General features: G+C 32.6%; 15 protein-coding genes and 2 pseudogenes. 10 read left to right on the forward strand and 7 right to left on the reverse strand.

Annotated elements, in window-relative coordinates; all coding sequences use genetic code 11:
* Positions 1-22 precede the first annotated feature (22 nt).
* The 7 genes from AD998_03735 to AD998_03765 all read left to right on the forward strand — a co-directional run bounded on the left by AD998_03735 (position 23) and on the right by AD998_03765 (position 6,161).
* On the forward strand, positions 23-622 hold the full coding sequence (locus AD998_03735) for a 50S ribosomal protein L25 (protein KOY85381.1): 600 nt from the start codon (positions 23-25) through the stop codon (positions 620-622).
* Between the two features lie 135 nt (positions 623-757).
* On the forward strand, positions 758-2,134 hold the full coding sequence (locus AD998_03740; GenBank protein ID KOY88040.1) for a hypothetical protein: 1,377 nt from the start codon (positions 758-760) through the stop codon (positions 2,132-2,134).
* A gap of 39 nt (positions 2,135-2,173) precedes the next feature.
* On the forward strand, positions 2,174-3,190 hold the full coding sequence (locus AD998_03745; protein KOY85382.1) for a hypothetical protein: 1,017 nt from the start codon (positions 2,174-2,176) through the stop codon (positions 3,188-3,190).
* A gap of 23 nt (positions 3,191-3,213) precedes the next feature.
* Entirely contained in the window at positions 3,214-3,882 is a 669-nt protein-coding gene (locus tag AD998_03750) for a transcriptional regulator (GenBank protein ID KOY85383.1), read from the forward strand.
* 56 nt (positions 3,883-3,938) lie between these two features.
* Positions 3,939-4,238, forward strand: a complete 300-nt coding sequence (locus tag AD998_03755; GenBank protein ID KOY85384.1) for a hypothetical protein — start codon at positions 3,939-3,941, stop codon at positions 4,236-4,238.
* A gap of 5 nt (positions 4,239-4,243) precedes the next feature.
* Positions 4,244-4,531, forward strand: a complete 288-nt coding sequence (locus AD998_03760; protein ID KOY85385.1) for a hypothetical protein — start codon at positions 4,244-4,246, stop codon at positions 4,529-4,531.
* 67 nt (positions 4,532-4,598) lie between these two features.
* Positions 4,599-6,161 carry a ribonuclease gene (locus AD998_03765; protein ID KOY85386.1) on the forward strand — a complete coding sequence of 521 codons (1,563 nt, stop codon included), beginning with the start codon at positions 4,599-4,601 and terminating at the stop codon, positions 6,159-6,161.
* Between the two features lie 57 nt (positions 6,162-6,218).
* Here AD998_03765 and AD998_03770 read toward each other — a convergent pair.
* The 6 genes and pseudogenes from AD998_03770 to AD998_03795 all read right to left on the reverse strand — a co-directional run bounded on the left by AD998_03770 (position 6,219) and on the right by AD998_03795 (position 12,689).
* Positions 6,219-6,920 (reverse strand): annotated as a pseudogene (locus tag AD998_03770) (hypothetical protein).
* Positions 6,921-8,188: 1,268 nt separating this feature from the next.
* Positions 8,189-9,073, reverse strand: a complete 885-nt coding sequence (locus tag AD998_03775) for a short-chain dehydrogenase (GenBank protein ID KOY88041.1) — start codon at positions 9,071-9,073, stop codon at positions 8,189-8,191.
* Positions 9,074-9,119: 46 nt separating this feature from the next.
* Positions 9,120-9,716: a hypothetical protein gene (locus AD998_03780; GenBank protein KOY85387.1), complete on the reverse strand. Its 597-nt coding sequence runs from the start codon at positions 9,714-9,716 to the stop codon at positions 9,120-9,122.
* Positions 9,717-9,743: 27 nt separating this feature from the next.
* Entirely contained in the window at positions 9,744-10,553 is an 810-nt protein-coding gene (locus AD998_03785) for a purine nucleoside phosphorylase (GenBank protein ID KOY85388.1), read from the reverse strand.
* Positions 10,554-10,586: 33 nt separating this feature from the next.
* A complete protein-coding gene (locus tag AD998_03790; GenBank protein KOY85389.1) occupies positions 10,587-11,681 on the reverse strand; it encodes a hypothetical protein in 1,095 nt (364 codons plus the stop codon).
* A 51-nt stretch (positions 11,682-11,732) separates the two neighbouring features.
* Complete coding sequence (locus tag AD998_03795) at positions 11,733-12,689, reverse strand: polyphosphate--nucleotide phosphotransferase (protein KOY85390.1); 957 nt, start codon at positions 12,687-12,689, stop codon at positions 11,733-11,735.
* Between the two features lie 1,248 nt (positions 12,690-13,937).
* Between AD998_03795 and AD998_03800 the strand changes: the two are divergent.
* A pseudogene (locus tag AD998_03800) lies at positions 13,938-14,183 on the forward strand (hypothetical protein).
* Between the two features lie 3,062 nt (positions 14,184-17,245).
* On the opposite strand, the gene AD998_03805 reads toward AD998_03800, so the two are convergent.
* Complete coding sequence (locus AD998_03805; GenBank protein ID KOY85391.1) at positions 17,246-18,220, reverse strand: arginase; 975 nt, start codon at positions 18,218-18,220, stop codon at positions 17,246-17,248.
* A 201-nt stretch (positions 18,221-18,421) separates the two neighbouring features.
* Here AD998_03805 and AD998_03810 point away from each other — a divergent pair, with 201 nt between their 5' ends.
* Entirely contained in the window at positions 18,422-19,810 is a 1,389-nt protein-coding gene (locus AD998_03810) for a decarboxylase (GenBank protein KOY85392.1), read from the forward strand.
* 166 nt (positions 19,811-19,976) lie between these two features.
* The gene (locus tag AD998_03815; protein KOY85393.1) at positions 19,977-20,810 is read left to right on the forward strand and encodes a hypothetical protein; all 834 of its coding nucleotides are present in this window, start codon (positions 19,977-19,979) and stop codon (positions 20,808-20,810) included.
* Positions 20,811-20,831: the final 21 nt, after the last annotated feature.

The following is a 20,831-nucleotide window of genomic DNA, read 5'->3' on the forward strand; positions in this document are numbered from 1 at the left end:
AAACCTTTTAAAAACAATATTTATGAAAGTAGTAGAGATTATAGGGTATAAAAGAGCAAATCTCGGTAAAACAGAGGCTAAGCAACTTAGATTAGAAGGAAATGCTCCCTGTGTATTATACGGAGGAAAAGAGCAAATTCACTTCTATTCACCAATGATTTTATTCAGAGACTTGATTTACAAACCAGAAGCAGCCTTTGTAAAATTAAATATTGAAGGTGATGAATATGATGCAATTCTTCAAGATGCTGAATTTCACCCAACCAGCGAAATCTTATTACATGCTGACTTCTTGTTATTAAGAAATGACAAAGAAATTCGTATGGAAATACCTGTAAAATTTGTAGGTAACTCTGTAGGTGTGCAGAAAGGTGGTAAAATGGTTGCAAAACTTCGTAAATTAAGTATTGCTGCTTTACCTCAAGATATGCCTGAGTTTATAGAAGTAGATATTACTGAATTGGAAGTAGGTAAATCATTCAAAGTGAAAGATTTAGGAGAGAAAAAATATAAAATATTAAATAGCCCTTCAAACCCTATTGTATCTATTGAAGTAACAAGAGCGTTGCGTCAAGCAGAACAAGAAGCAGCTAAAGATGCTAAAGGTGCTAAGAAGAAATAATTCTTCCATTTTAATATATTTAGATAAGCATTGGTTTACATCCAATGCTTTTTTTATTTGTAAAAAAAATCTTTGTAATGATTATTTGTTTTTTTGACAACAATCATAGAAATTGAAGGGAGAATCAATAGAACCATGACAAGCCTTAAATCTGTTCGTTTCTACATACAACTTTATTGGGGAGAAATCCTTAAAATGCTTAGACTCAGTTTTCCAATTATTGTTGCACAAATCAGTAGTGTACTGATGGGTGTGATAGATAGCGTGATGGTTGGAAAATTAGATGCAGATGCTCCACTTGCAGCAGCAGGAGTAGCTAACATTGTATTTATTCTTGTAGCATGTATAGGAATAGGGGTTTTTGCTACTATATCACCTTTGGTTGCTAAAGCTCGAAGCTCAGGTAGAGAACAAGAGTGTGGATTATACTTATATAGTGGGCTTAAACTTTCTTTAAGTTTGGGTTTCATATTAATGCTGATATTAGTATTTATTAGTTATAATTTTCATTGGTTTGGTCAGAAACCAGAAGTAAGTTCTTTAGCTCCCAGTTATTTAAGAGTAATAGCCTTCTCAATTATTCCTATGACTTTTTTCTTAGCTGTCAAACATTTTAGTGATGGATTGGGAGTTACTGTACCTGCTATGGTTATTACAGTGGTGGGGTTATTAGTAAATATTGTGTTTAATTGGGTACTTATTTATGGGAAATTAGGATTTGCTGCTATGGGTCTGTATGGTTCAGGCTTAGCAACACTCATTGCTCGTGTAGTGATGGCTTGTTTAATGATAGTTTATGTACTTGAATCAAAGTTTTTTCAAGCATATTTACCCAATATTTTAGAAAACCACTCAACTCGCACACAAGCTAAACAAATTTTGCAGTTAGGTATTCCGAGTGGTATGCAGTATTTCTTTGAAACAGGAGTATTCGTATTTTGTACTATTAGTACAGGTTGGCTTGCTGTGGAAGCATTGGCAGCTCACACTATTATCTTAAATATTGCAACCATTACATATATGATTGCAGCAGGAGTTTCTTTTGCTGGAGCTATTTCAGTAGGTAGTGCTTTTGGAATAGGCAGTAGAACAAGAATTATCAGGGCTGGGATAGCTTCTATTCTATTGGTAGGGCTTTTAATGCTTTTTGCTTCTGTATTCCTACAAATTTTTGGACAAGATGTAATTTCTATGTATAAAAATAATAGCCCTGCCGTAACACAAATAGCCACTGCATTATTATTTATTTTTATATTTTATTTGTTAGCAGATGGAATACAAGCTGTAGGAGTAGGTATTTTGAGGGGGCTTTCAGATGTAAATATTCCAACAATTATTACATTATTGGCTTATTGGGCTGTGGGCATTCCTGCAAGTTATTTTTTGAGTAAAAAAACAGACTTAGGTGTACAAGGGATATGGATTGGTCTTACATTAGGTTTGGCTACTTCTGCGGTGCTACTTACATTAAGGTTTATATTTCTTACTCGTAAAGAAAAATTGAAGTTCTAAAAATAAGTGTAAATTTCAGTTAATCAATATTTTATAACTATGAAAGAAGGACTTTTTTTAAGAAAAAATAAACAAAAATGGGAGAAAATAGAAGAAGAAACGAGGCAAATCAGTCAGGTACACCCTGATAGATTGGGAGATATATTTGTGGAACTTTCTGATGACCTTTCTTATGCCCGAACACATCACACAAAAAGCCCTGTAACAGACTATCTGAATGCTCTTACTGCAAGAGTATATCAAAGTATTTATAAACAACAAAATATTCGTTGGAAGCAAATTAAAGATTTTTGGGCAAAAGATTTACCACTTGCTTTGGCTCAGTCAAGAATAGAAATGTTGATATCTTTTCTAATATTTGGAATATCTACACTCATAGGCGTAGTTTCTGTGCTTTATGATACGGGAGAATATGAATTTGCGAGAGGCATATTGGGAAATGGGTATATTGATATGACATTAGAAAATATTAAAGAGGGGAATCCGATGGGAGTATATCAAAAAGAAGGAGCTCTCTTAATGGCTGTATATATTGCATATAACAATATAAGAGTTTCATTTCTCACATTTGCTTGGGGTGGAGTTGTGAAAATTTTGGGTATTCCATCTTTCTTTTTCCTTTCTATTGGAACGGCATACATCTTATTTGTTAATGGTGTGATGTTAGGAACATTTCAAACATTATTTTATAAAGAAAATTTGCTTTGGGAATCAGCAAGTGTTATTTGGTTACATGGAACAATTGAAATATGGTCTATTGTTATAGCAGGGATGGCAGGGATTATTGTAGGTAATAGCATTTTCTTTCCAAAAACTTATACAAGAAGAGAATCTTTTAGAAAAGGAGCAGAAAAAGGTGGCAAAATTATGTTAGGCTTGGTTCCATTTTTTATCATGGCTGCTTTTATTGAGGGTTTTATAACTCGATATGCTAATATGCCTATGATTTTTAAATTACTGATTATCTTTGGTTCTTTGGCATTGGTTGTACATTATTTTGTTATATATCCCTATTTTGTAGAAAATAAACAAAAAACTGAAAATCAAGCAATCTAATTTGTAATCAAGACATAATATTTATGATAACTGACTTGCAAACGCTCAAGAAAATAGTCAGACAAGGAGAAGGATTACAACTTGAGTTTAAATTGAAAACTTCACATCCTGAAAAAATTGTAAGAGAAGTACTCGCTTTTGCCAATACAGAAGGAGGATCTTTAATGATTGGAATTAGTGATGACAAACAAATTGTAGGAGCTAAATTTCCTGATGAAGATGAATACATTTTAGAAAAAGCAATTAGAGAATATTGTTCTCCTGTTATAGAATACGAAATAGAACGAATAGCCATTGCAGAGGACTCTGAAAGAGAAATACTTGTCTTTCACATACCTAAAAGCAAACATATTCCTCATAAAATCGTAAAAGGGGATGACATAGATAAGATTTATATCAGAGTAGCTGATAGAAGCATTCAGGCAAGCAAAGAAATGAAGGCTATTTTGAAAGAATCGAGAAAAGATAAAGAATTTAGATTTAATTATGGAAAAAAAGAGCAAATTTTGATGCAATATCTTTCTGAAAATGAAAGTATTACGGTTGAAAAGTTTGCTGAAATAGCCAATATTAATCCTAAAACAGCTTCAAGAACTTTGATATTATTGTGTCTGGCTCATGTGATTAAAGTGCAGCCTCAAGAAGAAGAAGATAAGTTTGTGAGGATAGAAGAAGTAGAAATAAAAATTTAAAAATTTTTATTTCTAAAGAAAAATATTAATTTTGCTGATTAGTAGATAAACTAAAAATGAATAATAACCAAAGTATTCTTTTAAGATTAGAGCATTTAGAAAATAAAATGCAACAATTGGTAGAAAAATATCAGGCTCTGAAAAAAGAACTTGAATTTACTACTGAGGAGAATTTTTCTTTGAAAGAGCTTTTGAAAAAACAAACAGTACAAATTAATAATTTCGAAAATCAATATAAAATAAGTAAAATAGTTACTTCTATTGCCCCTGATGCCGAAGATGCAGCAGAATTAAGAGAAAAAATAGATGCTTATATTACCGATATAGATAAGTGTATCACTTTTTTGAGTAAATAATAATAATGACTTACACACTTCCCATAAGGTTAAAAATAGCCGATAGAGAATACCCTATGCAAGTAGAAGCTTCGCAAGAAGCAAGGGTAAGAACTGCTGGCAGAGAAATCAACCAAATTATGAAAAATTATAGGGAAGAGTATCATGTAGACAATCACCAAGATCTCTTGGCTATGTTTGCTATTGATTGTATGATGCAAAAACAAGGTGTAGAGCAAGAAAAAGATGAATTGCAAAATATCATCCTCAAAAAAATAGATGATTTAGAAAGCTTACTTAATACGGTTCTCTAAAATTTCTCTCTTCTTTTGTATTTTCTGTTGTGGGATATAGGAGTATTCACCTAAATCACACTTAAAAATGGATTCTGTTTATATAATTATTACGGCGGTAGTCTCGTTAGTGGCTGGTATTGCTATCGGCAGATATGTTCTCCTAAAAATATTTGGAAGACGTGAAGAAGAAATTAAACGCAAAGCTGATTTAATTATTAAAGAAGCTGAAACTCAAGGAGAAACTATTAGAAAAGAAAAAGAGTTAGCAGCCAAAGAAAAATACCTTGAATTAAAAGCTGACTTTGAGCAAGATTCTAACAAAAAGAAGAATTTACTTATTACTAACGAGAATAAATTAAAACAGAAAGAGCAAGAAATTAAAAAATCGTATGAACAAGTAAAAAAGCGAGAAAATGAACTAGAAGTTCTTGAAAAACAAATTGTTGAGCAAAACGAGATTATACAAAAGAAAAAAGAAGAAGCTGAAAAATTACGCCTTTCACAAGTAAAGCAATTAGAAAAAATCGCTGAAATGACGGCAGAAGAGGCTAAAAATCAGCTGGTTGAAGCCCTAAAAGCAGAAGCTCAAACTCAAGCTTCAGGATATATCAAAGATATTTTGGAAGAGGCTAAATCTACAGCAGCCAAAAAAGCTAAAAAATTAGTTATTGAGGCTATCCAAAGAAATGGAACTGAACATACCATTGAAAACTGTGTATCTATTTTCCATATTGAATCTGATGAAATCAAAGGAAAAATTATTGGTAGAGAAGGAAGAAATATCAGAGCTTTAGAAGCTGCTACAGGCGTAGAAATTATTGTAGATGATACTCCAGAAGCAATTATTATTTCAGGATTTGATCCTGTTCGTAGAGAAATTGCTCGTTTGTCGTTGCATAGATTGGTTGCTGATGGTAGAATTCACCCTGCAAGAATTGAAGAAGTTGTAGCCAAAGTGCAGAAACAAATTGATGAAGAAATCATGGAAATTGGGGAACGTACTGCCATAGATCTAGGTATCAATGGTTTACATCCTGAATTGATTAAATTAGTAGGTAGAATGCGTTTCCGTTCTTCATATGGACAAAACTTATTACAACACTCTAAAGAAGTAGCAAACTTGTGTGCTATTTTGGCTGCTGAACTTGGATTGAATGTAAAGCTTGCCAAAAGAGCTGGTTTGTTGCATGATATTGGAAAAGTTGTTCCTGATGAACCCGAATTACCACACGCCATTTTGGGTATGGAACTTGCCAAAAAATACAAAGAGCATCCAGAAGTTTGTAATGCCATAGGTGCTCACCACGATGAAATTGAAATGACTTCACTGATTTCTCCAATTGTTCAGGCTTGCGATGCTATTTCTGGATCACGCCCAGGAGCAAGAAGAGAAATGATGGAAGCCTATATCAAACGTCTCAAAGACTTAGAAGCATTGGCTGTTTCGTTTGATGGTGTAGAAAAATGTTATGCTATACAAGCAGGTAGAGAACTTAGAGTAATTGTAGATGCTGAAAACGTAACAGATGATAAAGCAGGAATGCTATCTTTTGAAATTGCTCAAAAAATTGAAAAAGAAATGCAGTACCCAGGACAGATAAAAGTAACTGTTATTCGAGAAATGCGAGCCGTAAATTATGCGAAATAAAATGAAAGCCTACACAATGTATGTGTAGGCTTTTTTATTTATTAAAAATGATATATATTAAGCTTTCTTTAAAGTAAAGTGTACACTTGTTCCCTTACCTGATTCACTTTCGATGTATAGTTTGCCTTCATTTTTTTGAACGAAATCTTTACACATCATCAATCCAAAGCCTGAACCTTTCTCATTATTTGTTCCAAGCATTGAAATATGTACTTCAGGTTGGAATATTTTTTCTAAAAGCTCCTGAGTCATACCTACACCAGTATCTTTGATAGTAAACATCATCATATTTTTGCCTCTTGGTTTTGCAAAAATCTCGACTGTTCCGCCTTCATGTGTAAACTTAATGGCATTGGAAAGTAAATTGCGAAGGGTAAAATTAATCATGTCTTTATCACCAATAACAGTAACATCTTGCTGACGAACATGATTGATGATTTTAATATTTTTACTTTGAGCCATTTGCGAATGATATGCCAAAACTTGTTCCAGCATCTTACTGATATTGAATTGATTAGGATTGTATGCCAAATCCCCTGTTTGAGCTTGCGACCATTGCACAAGAGAATTCATCAGAACAGTAATTTTATCAAAGGATAGATACATATCACTGGCTACTCCTGCAAGTTCTGTTGGGGTAAAAGTATCAGGGTGATGTTGCATCAAACTCAGAAAACCCTTCAAAGAGTTAAGAGGACTCTTTAAATCTTGTGTAATAATGGTGAATAAAGTATCTTTTAGTAATAAAAATTTTTCTAATCTCTTCTCTGAATCAGCAAGTTGTGCATTTGCTCCTTGTAATTCTTGATTGCTAGATTCTAGTAAATGAGCATTGCTTTTAATTTCTTTAAACTGTTCTTGAATACGTCTAATCATCAAATTAAATTCGTCTGTCAAGATGCCAATTTCATCATTTGTATATTTTCTTGCAGGCTTCAAATCTTCTGAAAAGTTCATTTCTACGGATTTTTGCATAGACCTTGAAAGCTCTGTTACAGGAATAGTCATGAAAAAGGATAGGAAATAACTAAATGTAAGGCTTAAAACAACTACAATCAGTAAAGTTATTACAAATATGTTTTGAAACTCGCCCCGCATACCTTGTACACGCTTTTCTACAACTCTACTGGTTATTTCTATTAATTTTATAGCATTTTCACTATGTTCACGCATTTGAATTCTTAATCCACTACTTTTAGTATCGTTGGATAATCCTAAAGCTTTGTCAATCTCTACCATTTGCAAAAAAGCTCCTTCGTATATTTCAAGTTGAGATAAATATTCTTTGGGAATAACTGTTTTAACAGTTTGAATTTGTTTATTAAAAAGAACTATGCTCAAAGAGTCTTTTCGCATAATATAGTCTTTTTCATATCGTCTTAAGTTCAATAAAACAACTAAAGGCACCTTTTCGTTTTTTTCAAGTTCTGTAGCAATAGCTTTTAATTTACCCTCTAAACCTTCATCTTTAGTACCTCTTTCAAAATAAAATCGAACCGTTTTATTAAATTTTTTTTCGTATTCACTTAATTCATAAGATAATTGAGAAAGTTTAGAATCTACTTCAAAATCTTTAATTTCAGGTTTTTTTAACAAAATTTGGATTCTACGTTGGATGTCTTGCATCAAAGCCTTATTACGCTGATGGTATTGGCTTCTACCATTTTTAAAAAAATCGGTCTTTTGAAGTTCTTGTTCAAAAAAATCACCTTCTAATTTTACAAGTTTTAAAACATCTGTTGTAATTTCTTCGATTTGAGAGGTTACTTCTTGAATATTGTCCCTTTTACTATAAAACCAAAAACTCATACCCGCTACCAAAATAATGATGCAGGTAAAAGTAAAAAAAGCAATGAATAACTTCCTTCTTAGTTTGGTATTATTGATATACTGAAACAACATAGAAATAAAGTATGCCGTAAATATAATTTTTTATGATTTACGGCAAAGAAAATTTATGTATGATTATACAAAAAATAATATTTTTTTATACAACTAATTGTTTATGAGTTTTTTATAAAAAGACGTTATTTTTTACGCATTTGTTCTAAAAAATCCCACATTTGATTTGGCATTTCATTGAGGTCATTAAATTCACCAGCACCTTTTATCCATTCGCCACCATCTATAGTAATCACTTCTCCATTTACATAAGATGAAAAATCAGAAACTAAATAAGCAGCCAAATTAGCAAGTTCTTGATGTTCACCAACTCGTCCAAGTGGTACTCTGTGTTCAGGAGAAAGTTTTTTACCTAAATCTGTTTCTGCCAATGCAGGTGGGAATAAGCGTTCCCAAGCACCAGGCGTAGGAAATGGACCAGGAGCAATTGCATTAAATCTAATTTTATATTTTGCCCATTCTACTGCTAAAGAGCGTGTAAGAGCAAGTACACCTGCTTTTGCACAAGCTGAAGGCACTACATAACCTGAACCAGTCCATGCATAAGTGGTTACAATACTCAATACAGAAGCAGGGATTTGATTTTCTATCCAATATTTGCCCAAAGCCAAAGTACAATTATATGTTCCTTTCAGAACAATATCAACAACAGTATCAAAAGCTCTATTAGAAAGTCTTTCGGTAGGACTGATAAAATTACCAGCAGCATTGTTTACTAAACCATTGACTTTGCCAAATTTATCAATGGCAGCTTTAAGTACAGCTTCTATTTCTTCATATTTGCGTACATCGCAAGCTATGGGCAATACATTTGCATTTCCTGTTTCTTTGGTTAAAATTTGAGCAGACTCCTCTAAAACATCAAGTTTTCGACTCATAATTACGACATTTGCCCCTAATTCTAGGAAATATTTACTCATAGAGTATCCTAAACCTGTTCCTCCTCCAGTTACAATAAGCGTTTTGCCTTGAAGGCTATTTTCTTTAAGCATGGGTTGATTATACATAATAAAATATAATTTTAAAAGATTGATAAACAATGAAATAAATAGAAAACTATCCTCTGTACCTTTCTAAAAGAACTATCATCATAATTGCTAAATTGACAAGCCCTTCTTGTGATTCATCCAAAGAACCAACTTTATCCAATAAAAATCTGCGACCAAAGAATGAGGGTTGTTTTTTTAGTTCCAATATAATTTTACCACTATTGTCTTTGATTAAATATTTAGGATTGAAAAGATAACCTGTAAATATTGAAATAACTGGTATTTCATTGGCAATAGCATCTAAGACTTTTATCCAAGGGTTAGCCTCTTGTACTGTAAATAGATGTTGATCATTAAGGTCAAAAATATCGTAACTAGCTTTCCAAATAGAACGCATACCTTTACGGGCAATTTTACCAATATTCTGACCATCTTTGGTTGTAATACTATAAGTTGTATTGAAATCTAACCATTTATTTGCCTTAATTCTAAACAGTTCTTGTGAACGAGATTCATTGCTAAATACAACAACATCTTCTTTTAGTTTGAAAATTTTTTGCCTTACAAATGCTATTGAATTGCCTGTATTATCTTTTATACTAAAATCACTTGCTAATGTTGAAATTTTAAAATCAAAGCGAAGAGGATATTGTAATGAGGGCATAGTTTCTTTAATTTGAAATAGTTTAAATTAACACCAAGCGATTAGTTCACTGATTATTTTGGTCATAGCAGGTTCTGCTTTATTAGCTGCATCAATAATTTCTTGTAAAGAAACTTGCTTGATCTTGTCCTCAAAACCTACATCTGTGATAACTGAAATAGCAAAACAACGCATTCCTTGATGCTTAGCTACAATAATTTCAGGTACAGTGGACATACCTACTGCATCTCCTCCAATAATTCGTAAATATTTATATTCTGCTTTTGTTTCCAAATTGGGACCTGCCACACTCACATAGACTCCTTTATGTACATGAAATTGCTCTCTAAGGGCTATTTCTTCTGCTTTCTGAACCAATGCTTTGTCGTATGCCTCACTCATATCAGGGAAACGAGGACCCAATTTGGGATATGGATTTCCACGTAAAGGATTATCAGGCAATAAATTGATATGGTCTGTAATAATCATTAAATCACTTACTTCCATATGAGATTGTAAACCTCCTGAGGCATTAGATACAAAAAGTGTTTCTACACCCAGCATTTTCATGACACGAATAGGAAAAGTAATTTGTTCCATGCTATAACCTTCATAATAATGAAAACGTCCTTGCATGATGATTACTTCTTTATCTTTAATTTTTCCTAAAATAAGTTTGCCTTTGTGGCTTTCGACAGTTGAAACAGGAAAATTTGGAATATTTCCATAAGGAATGCTTTGGGAGATTTCTACATGATTAACCAAACCTCCAAGCCCTGTACCTAAAATAATGCCTATCTGAGGCTTTGATTGAATTTTACTTTCTAAAAATTTAGTGGTTTCTAAAAGTGCTTCCATTCTTTCTTTTTTAAATAATTCTAAAAAATCTATTTACAATTTATCAATTTCTATAATTCTCCAATTCTTTTTTTGATTAATGTATTCTACTCGATGGATATTTGCCTCTGTAACAATGACTTGTCCAAAAGGCTCTTGAGTTACAATCTCCATTAAATGCTCTGTTCTATTTTGGTCAAGTTTATCAAGAATGTCATCTAAAAGTAAAATAGGTGTAATATCGAGCCTATTACGTAAGATTTCAAAAGTAGCAAATTTTAAAGCAATTACAAATGTTTTTTGTTGCCCTTGAGAACCAAATTTTTTAATAGGATTTTCACCCAATAAAAACTCAAAATCATCTTTGTGTATACCCTTTGTAGTTCGTTCTAAAAAACAATCTTTTTGAAACGCATTTTTAAAATTCATCTCAAAAGCTATATCTAAACAATCAGATGTATAATGAATAGTTGTTTTTTCTGTACTTTGAGCAATAGCATCATAATACTTCTGTACAAGAGGTGTGATACTTTCAAGCAACTTTTTTCGAGATATATAAATGAAATTCATCAAAGGCAAAAGTTGCTCATCATAGACTTCAATAAGTGTTGGGTTGATACTTTTTTGTGCTTTGAAGTAGCTAAGAGTAGCATTTCTCTGTTTTAAAATTTTATTATATTCAGAAAGCTTTTGTAGGTATTCTTTGTCTATTTGACATAATAAAGTATCAAAAAAACGCCTTCTGTCTTCACTTCCTTCTCGGATCAAATCGGTATCGTTGGGGGCTATTAAAATTACAGGAAACTGTCCAATATACTCAGCTAATAATGGATAATGATAATTGTTGACTGAAAAACTCTTTTTTTCAGTAGGGGTATAAGTCGCAACTACTTTTTTTTCTACATTTTCTATTTTATAAGAAGCCTCTATTCTGCAAAAAAACTCTTCATGTTTAATGATTTGTCTATCTGTATGAAATGCACTTTTGGTAAGTGATAAAAAATAAATGGCATCCAAAAGATTTGTTTTGCCAATACCATTTGCCCCACAAATAATAGTATGCTGATAGTTTTGTAACTCTACTTGAATGTATTTATAATTTTTAAAATTCTGAATTTGGATAGCTGAAAGCTGAAGATATTGGGGCATGGTCTGAAATTTTAACAGCCTCTTTTTCTATAAGAGGCTGTTAAAATAAAATTATTTCTTCGTTTTTTTGACTTTTTTGACTGCTTTTTTTTCTAAAGTATCAACTTTTTTGTCTTCAGATAAAAGTGTAATTTTTGCTTTTTGTAGAGCCTCTTTCTGAGCCAAGCTAACAGTTGGGTATTTTAACTCAAGTTTTTCAAACTGCTTATAAATAATAGAAGCAATAGTGAGTCTTGTAAACCATTTGTTATCAGCAGGAATAATAAACCAAGGAGCATAATCTGTGGATGTAGCAGAAATTGCTTCAGCATAAGCTTTTTGATAATCATCCCAATAACCACGTTCTTTTAAATCGGATACAGAAAATTTCCAGTTTTTGCTTTCATCATCTATTCTTTCTAAAAAACGTTTTTTCTGCTCATCTTTGGAAACATGCAAAAAGAATTTGAGAATAATCATCCCATTTTCTGATAAGTTTTTTTCAAAACGTTTGATTTGTGTATATCTATTTTCCCAAAATTCTTTATTGATTTTTTTTATGTTATCAATTCCAGGAATATTTTCCCCTAAAATATATTCTGGATGCACTTTAGTGACCAAAACATTTTCATAATGAGAACGATTGTGAATGCCTATTTCGCCACGAGGTGGGAGTGCTTGCATGTGTCTCCAAAAATAATCATGGTCTAATTCATTGGCTGTGGGAGCTTTAAAACTTGAAACTTGTACCCCCAAAGGATTAAAACCTGACATAATATGTTTGACAGCTCCATCTTTTCCTGCTGCATCCATCGCTTGAAAGATAATCAAAATACTGTATTGATTATGAGCATACAACTTGTCTTGGATCATTGCTAACTGTTTTCTGCCTTCTTCCAATAACTTTTCAGCCTGTTCTTTGTTTAATTCTTTGCCTTCATATTTGGTAGAATAATCTTTGAGGCTAACTTTTGTATTTGGAGAAACAAGAAATTTTTTGGTTTCTATTAATTTTTCATTTGTAAGCATAGAAGTAAACTTTTAGTTGTGATAACAATATATTAATTCAATGTTAAGAAAAAATAATAAGGTTATCAAGTAATTACAGTATGATTTTTGTCAGTAAAACCTATAACATCATTTACTTTCTTATTATTAAACGTATATAGAATAAGTATAAACGCTCCACTAAATATTATTTTTCACTATAAAATTATTCAGCTATGTCATTATATTTACATGAAGAAAGCGTTTTTATTAATATTTGCTCTTATTTTAGGAACAAATATCCTTCAGGGGCAGACTATTACAGTAGGCTCTGTTACGCCCAATAATTTATGTGCAGGAGATAACATATCTATTACATATACAGTTTCTAGCAGTTTTAATACTGGAAATTTCTTTACTGCTGAACTTTCAGATGCGTTAGGAAGTTTTGCAAGTCCAACAGCTATTGGAACACTTATTAGTGTTACATCAGGTACAATAGGAGCTTCTATTCCTATTGCAACACCTAATGGAACAAATTATAGAGTTCGAATAATTGCTTCTGACCCTGCTATTACAAGCTCCAATACAAGTGGAGCCCTTACTGTCAATACTATAGCAGGAAGTCCTGCGGTATTTGGAAATGGACAATGGAATGTATATGCTTATACAGGTAATATTGTTACAAATACAAGTTTGGTTTACAAAGGAACTTATATTGAACCAGCTTTTAATTTTGACTCTCGAAACAGATGGGCAGATGGCAGTACACCTTCAGCAGCTTCAGGTTATACAGGTTGTCCTGTTACTGTGGATAACCATTCTGTGAGTTATAAAAGAACCAATTTTACTTGTGGTTATTATCGTTTTGATGTTGTAGGACTTGTCAATGCTAATGGTCATGATGATGCTTATCAACTTTTAGTAGATGGTGTAGTAGTCGCTAGTAATGGAGGTTGCTGTGCTCCAAGACCTGATGTTTATAGAGGTATTTTAGGACCTGCATCAACTGTTGAATTTCGTTGGGCTGAAGGTGGAGGGGCTTCTTATGGAGCTTTACAAATTACACAACTTCCTGATTTGGATATGGTAACACAACCAATACCCAGTATCTGTGCTTCATCTTCTGTCAATCTTTCAGTTGTTGCTAATATCAATAATGCCAATTATTCTTACTTGTGGACAGCCCCCAATGGTGCTACTGGTACAGCAGCAACTTTCACAACACCAGTAGGTTTAGCAGGAACATACACATTACAAGTAACTCATATACCAACAGGTTGTGTCCAAACAGCCAATGTACCTGTTAATTTTAATGCTGTACCAACCGTAACAATTACTCCTAATACAGCTACCATATGTCCTGGTGAGCAAGTAACACTAACTGCTTCAGGAGCAAATACATATACTTGGTCTCCAGCTACAGGATTAAGTGCTACTACAGGAGCTACTGTAATAGCTTCCCCAACCACTACTACAACCTATACAGTCACAGGAAGCAATGGTTGTACAACCTCAACGACTAATATTACAGTTAATGTTACTACACCCGCTCCAGACCCTGGTACTTTTGGAAATGGACAATGGTTTGTGGCATGTTATAGAGGAAATAATTTTAATACATATTTTGGGAACTATATAGAGCCTCTTTTAACATTTGATTCTCGAAATAGATGGGGTACAGGAGCAAGCCCTTCTAACGCCTCTGGTTATACTGGTGGGTGTGTAGTCCCTGATGACCAACACTCTGTAATTTATAGAAGAACTAATTTTACTTGTGGTTACTATCAGATTGATATAACAAATCATGATGACTATTCTTATTTATATATAAATGGTACATTAGTTTCTCAAAAATTGTTTTGTTGTACATCTCAAGATAATGTTTGGAGAGGTTTCCTTGGACCTACTTCTACAGTAGAGTTTAGATGGAGAGAGTTTGGTGGCGGTTCACATGGAGGATTGCGTTTCACAGAAATAAGTGCTTTACAAAGTCCAGTAACTTCTCCAACGACGGTTACTATTTGTCAAGGTTCTAATACCAATATTACAACTACTGGATTGCCTATATTTGCTTATAGTAGCACATTTGGAACTACATTTGATACTTTTGGAGCTAATGCCAACATCACATGGACACAAGTAACAGGTAACCCTGGTGATTTTACAATTACTCCTGTAGGGTTAAATGCAACAGTTACAGCAAATGTAACACCAACACCCAATCCAGCTACAATTAGATATACGGCGACAGATCCTAGTACAGGATGTAGTATTAATAGAGATATTTTAATTACAGTTGACCCCTTACCTGCTACAGGTGCAAGTGCATCATTAACAACGATTTGTGTGGGAGAAAATTCTGTATTAACAGCTACAGGAGCAAATACATATCAATGGTATGATCAAGCTGTAGGGGGAACTTTAATAGGAACAAGTGCAACACTTACAGTTAACCCTACTACAACTACAACTTTTAGAGTGGAAGGTAATAATAATTGTGCAACTATCAATGCAACGGTTACAATTACAGTTGTTCCTAAGGGAGCACCTCCATTGACTGGTACAGAATTTGGAAATGGGGAGTGGATAGCTCATTGTTATAATGGAAGGCTTATCTCTACACCTGGTACAGTAGAGTATAGAGGATATTATAGGGAAAAAAGCCTTACATTTGATTCAAGAACTCGTTGGAATCAAGGGAATAATCCAACTTTAGCAGTTACATTAGGTGATGGTTCAGCTGGATACAGTGGTTGTACTGTAAATAATGACAATCATTCAATTTCTTGGAGAAGAACAAACTTTTCTTGCGGACTTTACACCATTGGCGTTTTTGTTGATGATAGTTATCGATTATTAGTTAATGGGGTTCAAGTAGCAACAGGTGGGTGCTGTGGATTTGTACCTAATGTTTGGTCAGGTCTTTTAGACGCTACATCCACAGTAGAATTGATTACACAAGATACAGGTGGAGGATCTTATGGTGGTTTAAGTATTGGATTTTCGCTAGGATCACCAAGTACAGCTATTTGGACAGGTGCTGTCAACACTAATTGGTTTAACCCTGGAAATTGGTGTCCTACATCTCCTTCAGATATTACAGATGTAATTATTCCAGGTGGTGGGGTAACAAATTTTCCAGTTATTAATGCTACAGGAGCAGAAGCTCGTAATATACAAATAGCTATTGGAGCTACACTAACCATCAATACGGGTTTTTCTTTAGATGTGCATGGTAACTATATACAAGAAGGTACTTTAGTGGCTAATACCAATAGCTCAGTACAAATAGTTCATAATGCTACACCTGTTAATTCTCAGATACAAGTTACAGGTATAGGTGCTTTCCATAATTTAATTGTTGATAAGTTAAATAATACTGTCAGCTTACTTACAAATATTCAAGTAAATAATCAACTTACACTTAATAATGGGGAGTTGAATCTTAATAGTAATACACTAACCATCAATAATTCAGCATTGACAGCTATTACACGAAATAACAATGCTTATATTCGTAGTGAAACAAACTCTGCTACCAATAATAGTCGTATCTGTTGGAATATAGGAACAACTATAGGAGCTTATGTATATCCGTTTGGAGTTTCTGCTTCAGAATATATTCCTGTTACTTTCAATAAGCAAACAAATTCTAATGCAAATATCTGTATTTCAACAAGAGGTACATTAACTTCTGATAATACTCCTTGGACAACAGGAGTAACCAATGTAGTAGGTGTTTCAGGAGCTACAGCTATTAATGATGTTGTAGATAGATGGTGGGATATTACCTCTACTGTGAATCCTTTACCTGCTCCTGGAGCTAATGTTACATTTAGTTATCGAGGTGTAGAAAATACATTAGCAAATCCAAGAACTGATAACTTGGCTGTACAGCATTGGAGTGGGACAGCATGGGATGCTCCTTATACAGCTTCGAGTGCTGGGGTTACATCTGGAATAGGTTCTGTAACAGCTCAAAATATTAGAGATTTTTCTCCTTTTGTAGTTTCAAGAGAAATTAGACCTTTACCTGTTCAGTTATTAAGTTTTTCGGTTCAGGCAGAAAATAATATAGTAACTTTAAATTGGTTAATTGCTCAACGTGTAAATAATGAAACCTACATAATAGAACGTTCAGGAAATGGTATTCAGTTTGAAAAAATAGGTATTGTAAAATCTGAAAATAAATCTGATTATCAGTGGATTGATAAAACACCATTGGAAGGAGTATCTTACTATCGTTTAAAACGCCAAGATGACAAAAATAATATTGAATATTCTCAAATAGAAGCTGTTAACTTACTAAATCTTTTGAAAGACGGGATGAGTATAATACCTAATCCAAGTAACGGTGAAAATGTATTGATTATATTGCAAACAAAAAGTAATGAAAAAGGTATATTAACCATCACAGATGCTTTGGGTAGAAATGTATATCAGGAAACTATAGAAACTGATATATATGGTAGAATTGATAAACAAATCAAAAATGGTTTATCAAAGGGTATTTATATAGCTCAGATTGTTACAGAGAGTAAAATATATCAGGAGAAAATTGTAGTTAAATAAAAAAAGGGCTTTAAGCCCTTTTTTTATACACTTAATAATTGATTTTCTTGACTTTGAAGAGATTGAACGCTAATTTTTAATATATCGAATGCTACTTCTGCCATCACGTTACCTTTATCGTCTAAGATTGGATTTATTTCTACCATTTCCCAGGCACACACTCGTTCATCAGCAATAAGAAGAGCATTTAATTCTTGTGTTTCTGCTACTGTAAAACCATCTTCTACAGGTGTTCCTGTACCAATAGAGATAGAGGAGTCCATGCTATCTACATCAAAAGAAATATACAATAAGTCGCAATAAGCAAGTTTTTCTTCTAAAATTTCACGTACAACAGTTTGGATACCTCTATTTCTGACATCTTCTACTGTATAAATCTTTATATCTTTCTTTTCTATAAAATAATCTTCTTGAATTTCAGTATCTCTTACACCTATCAATACTAAATCTGAAATATCAAATTTTGCTCCTTTTATACCAAGATTTTTAATTTGTTCCCAATAATTATGTGTTGTTTCATCAATTTCATTGATTTGAGCATCTAAGTTATCTTCTGCAAGTGCCATAGCCAATGGCATTCCATGCATATTACCAGATGGCGAGGTATATGGTGAATGTAAATCTGCATGAGCATCTATCCAAATAACACCTAATTTTTTATAAGGAAAAGCTTTCTTGATACCTGCAATAGTACCTGCTGCTGTGGAGTGGTCACCAGCTAATATAACTGGGAAATTTTCTTGAACGAGGGTTTGTGAAACTTCTTCACAAACATTTTGCTGGACTTGTAATAGATGATTGATGCGTTTGGCGTGTAAATAGGGTGTTTCTTCAAATAAACTTTCATTAAAAACTTTTACTTCCTTGCTAGGAAAAAGACTAAAAAAAGAATCATTTTTATTAAATCCTACAATTTTGAGAGCATCTACTCCTAAACTAGCTCCTCGTGTGCCAGCTCCAATTTCCGATTTTACTTCTAAAAATCTTATACATCTCATAAAAATATATTTTGGTGGAACATAGTTTGATAAGGAATAATCAAGATTTTATTTTTATTTTTGTACCTTACCAAGAAAAATTTGTTTTTTAGCAAGATGTCATTTTTTTTCCTCATCGCAAAATTTTATAGCAATTTATTGAAAAAAAGTAAAAAAAATCCCTAATTTCGCTTCAAAATTTTATAGCCTTCCTTATTGCCAATGAAAAGCTACATCGATTTAGTTGAACAAACCTACGAATTCCCCACACCAGAGTTCAAAGTAAAACACAATGAACTGTTATTCAATGGAGTACCTCTGATGGATATTATTAAAGAATATGGTACACCTTTGAAACTGACATATTTGCCAAAAATTACTGAACATATTCAGTATTGTAAAGAACTTTTTGCAAATGCAATTAAAAAGTTTAAATATGACGGGTCATACACCTATTGTTATTGTACAAAATCATCACATTTTAGTTTTGTTTTGGAGGAAGCTCTTAAAAATGAAATCCATATAGAAACATCTTCTGCTTTTGATTTGCCTATTATCAAATCTTTGTATAAAAAGAAGAAGTTTACTAAAAAACAATATGTGATTTGCAATGGGTATAAAAGACCTTTATACACACAATACATCAATGAAATGCTCAATGATGGCTTTAAAATAGTTCCAATTCTTGATAATTTAGAAGAAATAGATGCGTATCAAGTTACCAAAGCTGATGAAGTAGAAGTAGGGATTCGTATTGCTGCTGACGAAGAGCCTAATTTTGAATTTTATACATCACGTTTAGGTGTGAGATACAGCGATATAATTCCATTATATAAAGAAAAAATCAGAGATAATCCTAAGTTTAAACTTAAAATGTTACATTTCTTCATTAATACAGGTATCAAAGATACTGCTTATTATTGGAGTGAATTGAGTCGTTTCATGTATAAATATTGCGAACTCAAGAAAATGTGTCCAGAATTGGATACGGTTGATATTGGAGGAGGTTTCCCTATTCAACTTTCTTTGAGTTTTGAATATAACTATAAGTATATGGTGGAGCAGATTATTGAGAATATTCAATGGATTTGCCAAAAAAATAATGTTCCTGTACCCAATTTATTTACTGAATTTGGTTCGTTTACAGTTGGTGAAAGTGGTGCTGCTATTTATTCTATTGTTGGACGAAAATTGCAGAACGATAAAGAGCTATGGTATATGATTGATGGCTCTTTTATTACACAATTGCCTGATGCTTGGGGAATTAATCAGAAGTTTATTTTATTGCCTATTAATAATTGGGATAAACCTTATCAAAAAATTCATTTAGGGGGGCTTACTTGCGATAGTTTAGATTATTATAGTACGGAAGCTAATATGTCAGAAGTATTCTTACCTATAGCAGATGAAGATGATGTACAGTATTTAGGATTTTTTCATACTGGAGCATATCAAGAGTCTGTTGGCGGATACGGAGGAGTTCAACACTGTTTAGTACCTGCTCCCAAACATATTATTATTAATAGAGATAAAAAAGGAAATATTAGTACACAATTATTTGCCCCTGAGCAAGATAGCGATTCTATGTTGAAACTCTTAGGGTACAAATAATGTCTATTACTTTGATATGATATTTTAAAAGTATCATGTATAATTTGATTGCTTGTGTTTTCGCAAGCAATCTTTTTACATAATAAAGCGAAATTACTTGTAAAAAAATTGAATAATTATGAGAGGTTTATTATTATTGTATAATTTTCATTAAAAAAATATTTCAATGAAATCTGGAACTTATAAAGTATTTGCAATAATTAGTATGGCTCTTTTTATACTTATATCAATAAAAGTTGGTTACGATTTCTATAATTTGGATGAGATTATTGTGAAAGAAATAGAAATAGTAGAGGTTAGTAAGAAAAAGAATTTATCAAGTATCATATTAAGATTAGCTGTTTTTGCTGGAATTGCGTTTTTTTCTGGTTTTCTAACAATCTTACTAACAAATATAGCTAATTCGAGCTATAGATATGGAGATAACATAAATACACATGATCCATCTCTTGATCCAGATAAAGATTTAGTGAATGAAATTAATAATTTAAAGAATACAAAGAGTTCTTTAGGATTATCAGCTCTTGGTGAAGTCAATAAAATATTAAAGTCTTATACTGGAGAAGAAAGATTAGAGAAAATTTTAGGCTTGGTTTGTAAAAATCTTGAGGCATGTCAAGGTGCTATTTATGCTCTTAAAAAAGAATCTAAAAAAAGTTTGTATGTATTTCAAATAGGTTATGCTTATTATATTCCAGAAAGTCAAATCATGCAATATGAGCTGGGTGAAGGGTTGGTAGGACAGGTAGCCAAAGATGGTAACTCAATGCTTTTAAAGTCTGTACCAGAAGGGTATATGCAAGTAATATCTGGCTTGGGACAAGCTTCACCAAAAAGTTTGTTGATTGTACCTATTCGTTCTCAAAATGAAAGTGAAGTAATTGGTATTTTTGAAATAGCTTCTTTTGTGAATTTTACAGAATTACAAAAGAACTATTTACAAGAAGTTTCTACATTATTATCAGAGCAAATAGCTGATAGTTTGGTTGCTACAGTGTAAACTAATTTAGGTATTCATTTT

The organism is bacterium 336/3 (assembly GCA_001281695.1).
Classification (GTDB): Bacteria; Bacteroidota; Bacteroidia; order Cytophagales; family Thermonemataceae; genus Raineya.

Bases quoted from the DNA above. Each gene is read 5' to 3' on its own strand.
- AD998_03805 (KOY85391.1), bottom strand. From the start codon at position 18,220: ATGAGATGTATAAGATTTTTAGAAGTAAAATCGGAAATTGGAGCTGGC.
- AD998_03750 (KOY85383.1), top strand. From the start codon at position 3,214: ATGATAACTGACTTGCAAACGCTCAAGAAAATAGTCAGACAAGGAGAA.
- AD998_03740 (KOY88040.1), top strand. From the start codon at position 758: ATGACAAGCCTTAAATCTGTTCGTTTCTACATACAACTTTATTGGGGA.
- AD998_03735 (KOY85381.1), top strand. From the start codon at position 23: ATGAAAGTAGTAGAGATTATAGGGTATAAAAGAGCAAATCTCGGTAAA.
- AD998_03760 (KOY85385.1), top strand. From the start codon at position 4,244: ATGACTTACACACTTCCCATAAGGTTAAAAATAGCCGATAGAGAATAC.
- AD998_03765 (KOY85386.1), top strand. From the start codon at position 4,599: ATGGATTCTGTTTATATAATTATTACGGCGGTAGTCTCGTTAGTGGCT.
- AD998_03755 (KOY85384.1), top strand. From the start codon at position 3,939: ATGAATAATAACCAAAGTATTCTTTTAAGATTAGAGCATTTAGAAAAT.
- AD998_03795 (KOY85390.1), bottom strand. From the start codon at position 12,689: ATGCTTACAAATGAAAAATTAATAGAAACCAAAAAATTTCTTGTTTCT.
- AD998_03810 (KOY85392.1), top strand. From the start codon at position 18,422: ATGAAAAGCTACATCGATTTAGTTGAACAAACCTACGAATTCCCCACA.
- AD998_03785 (KOY85388.1), bottom strand. From the start codon at position 10,553: ATGGAAGCACTTTTAGAAACCACTAAATTTTTAGAAAGTAAAATTCAA.
- AD998_03780 (KOY85387.1), bottom strand. From the start codon at position 9,716: ATGCCCTCATTACAATATCCTCTTCGCTTTGATTTTAAAATTTCAACA.
- AD998_03815 (KOY85393.1), top strand. From the start codon at position 19,977: ATGAAATCTGGAACTTATAAAGTATTTGCAATAATTAGTATGGCTCTT.
- AD998_03790 (KOY85389.1), bottom strand. From the start codon at position 11,681: ATGCCCCAATATCTTCAGCTTTCAGCTATCCAAATTCAGAATTTTAAA.
- AD998_03745 (KOY85382.1), top strand. From the start codon at position 2,174: ATGAAAGAAGGACTTTTTTTAAGAAAAAATAAACAAAAATGGGAGAAA.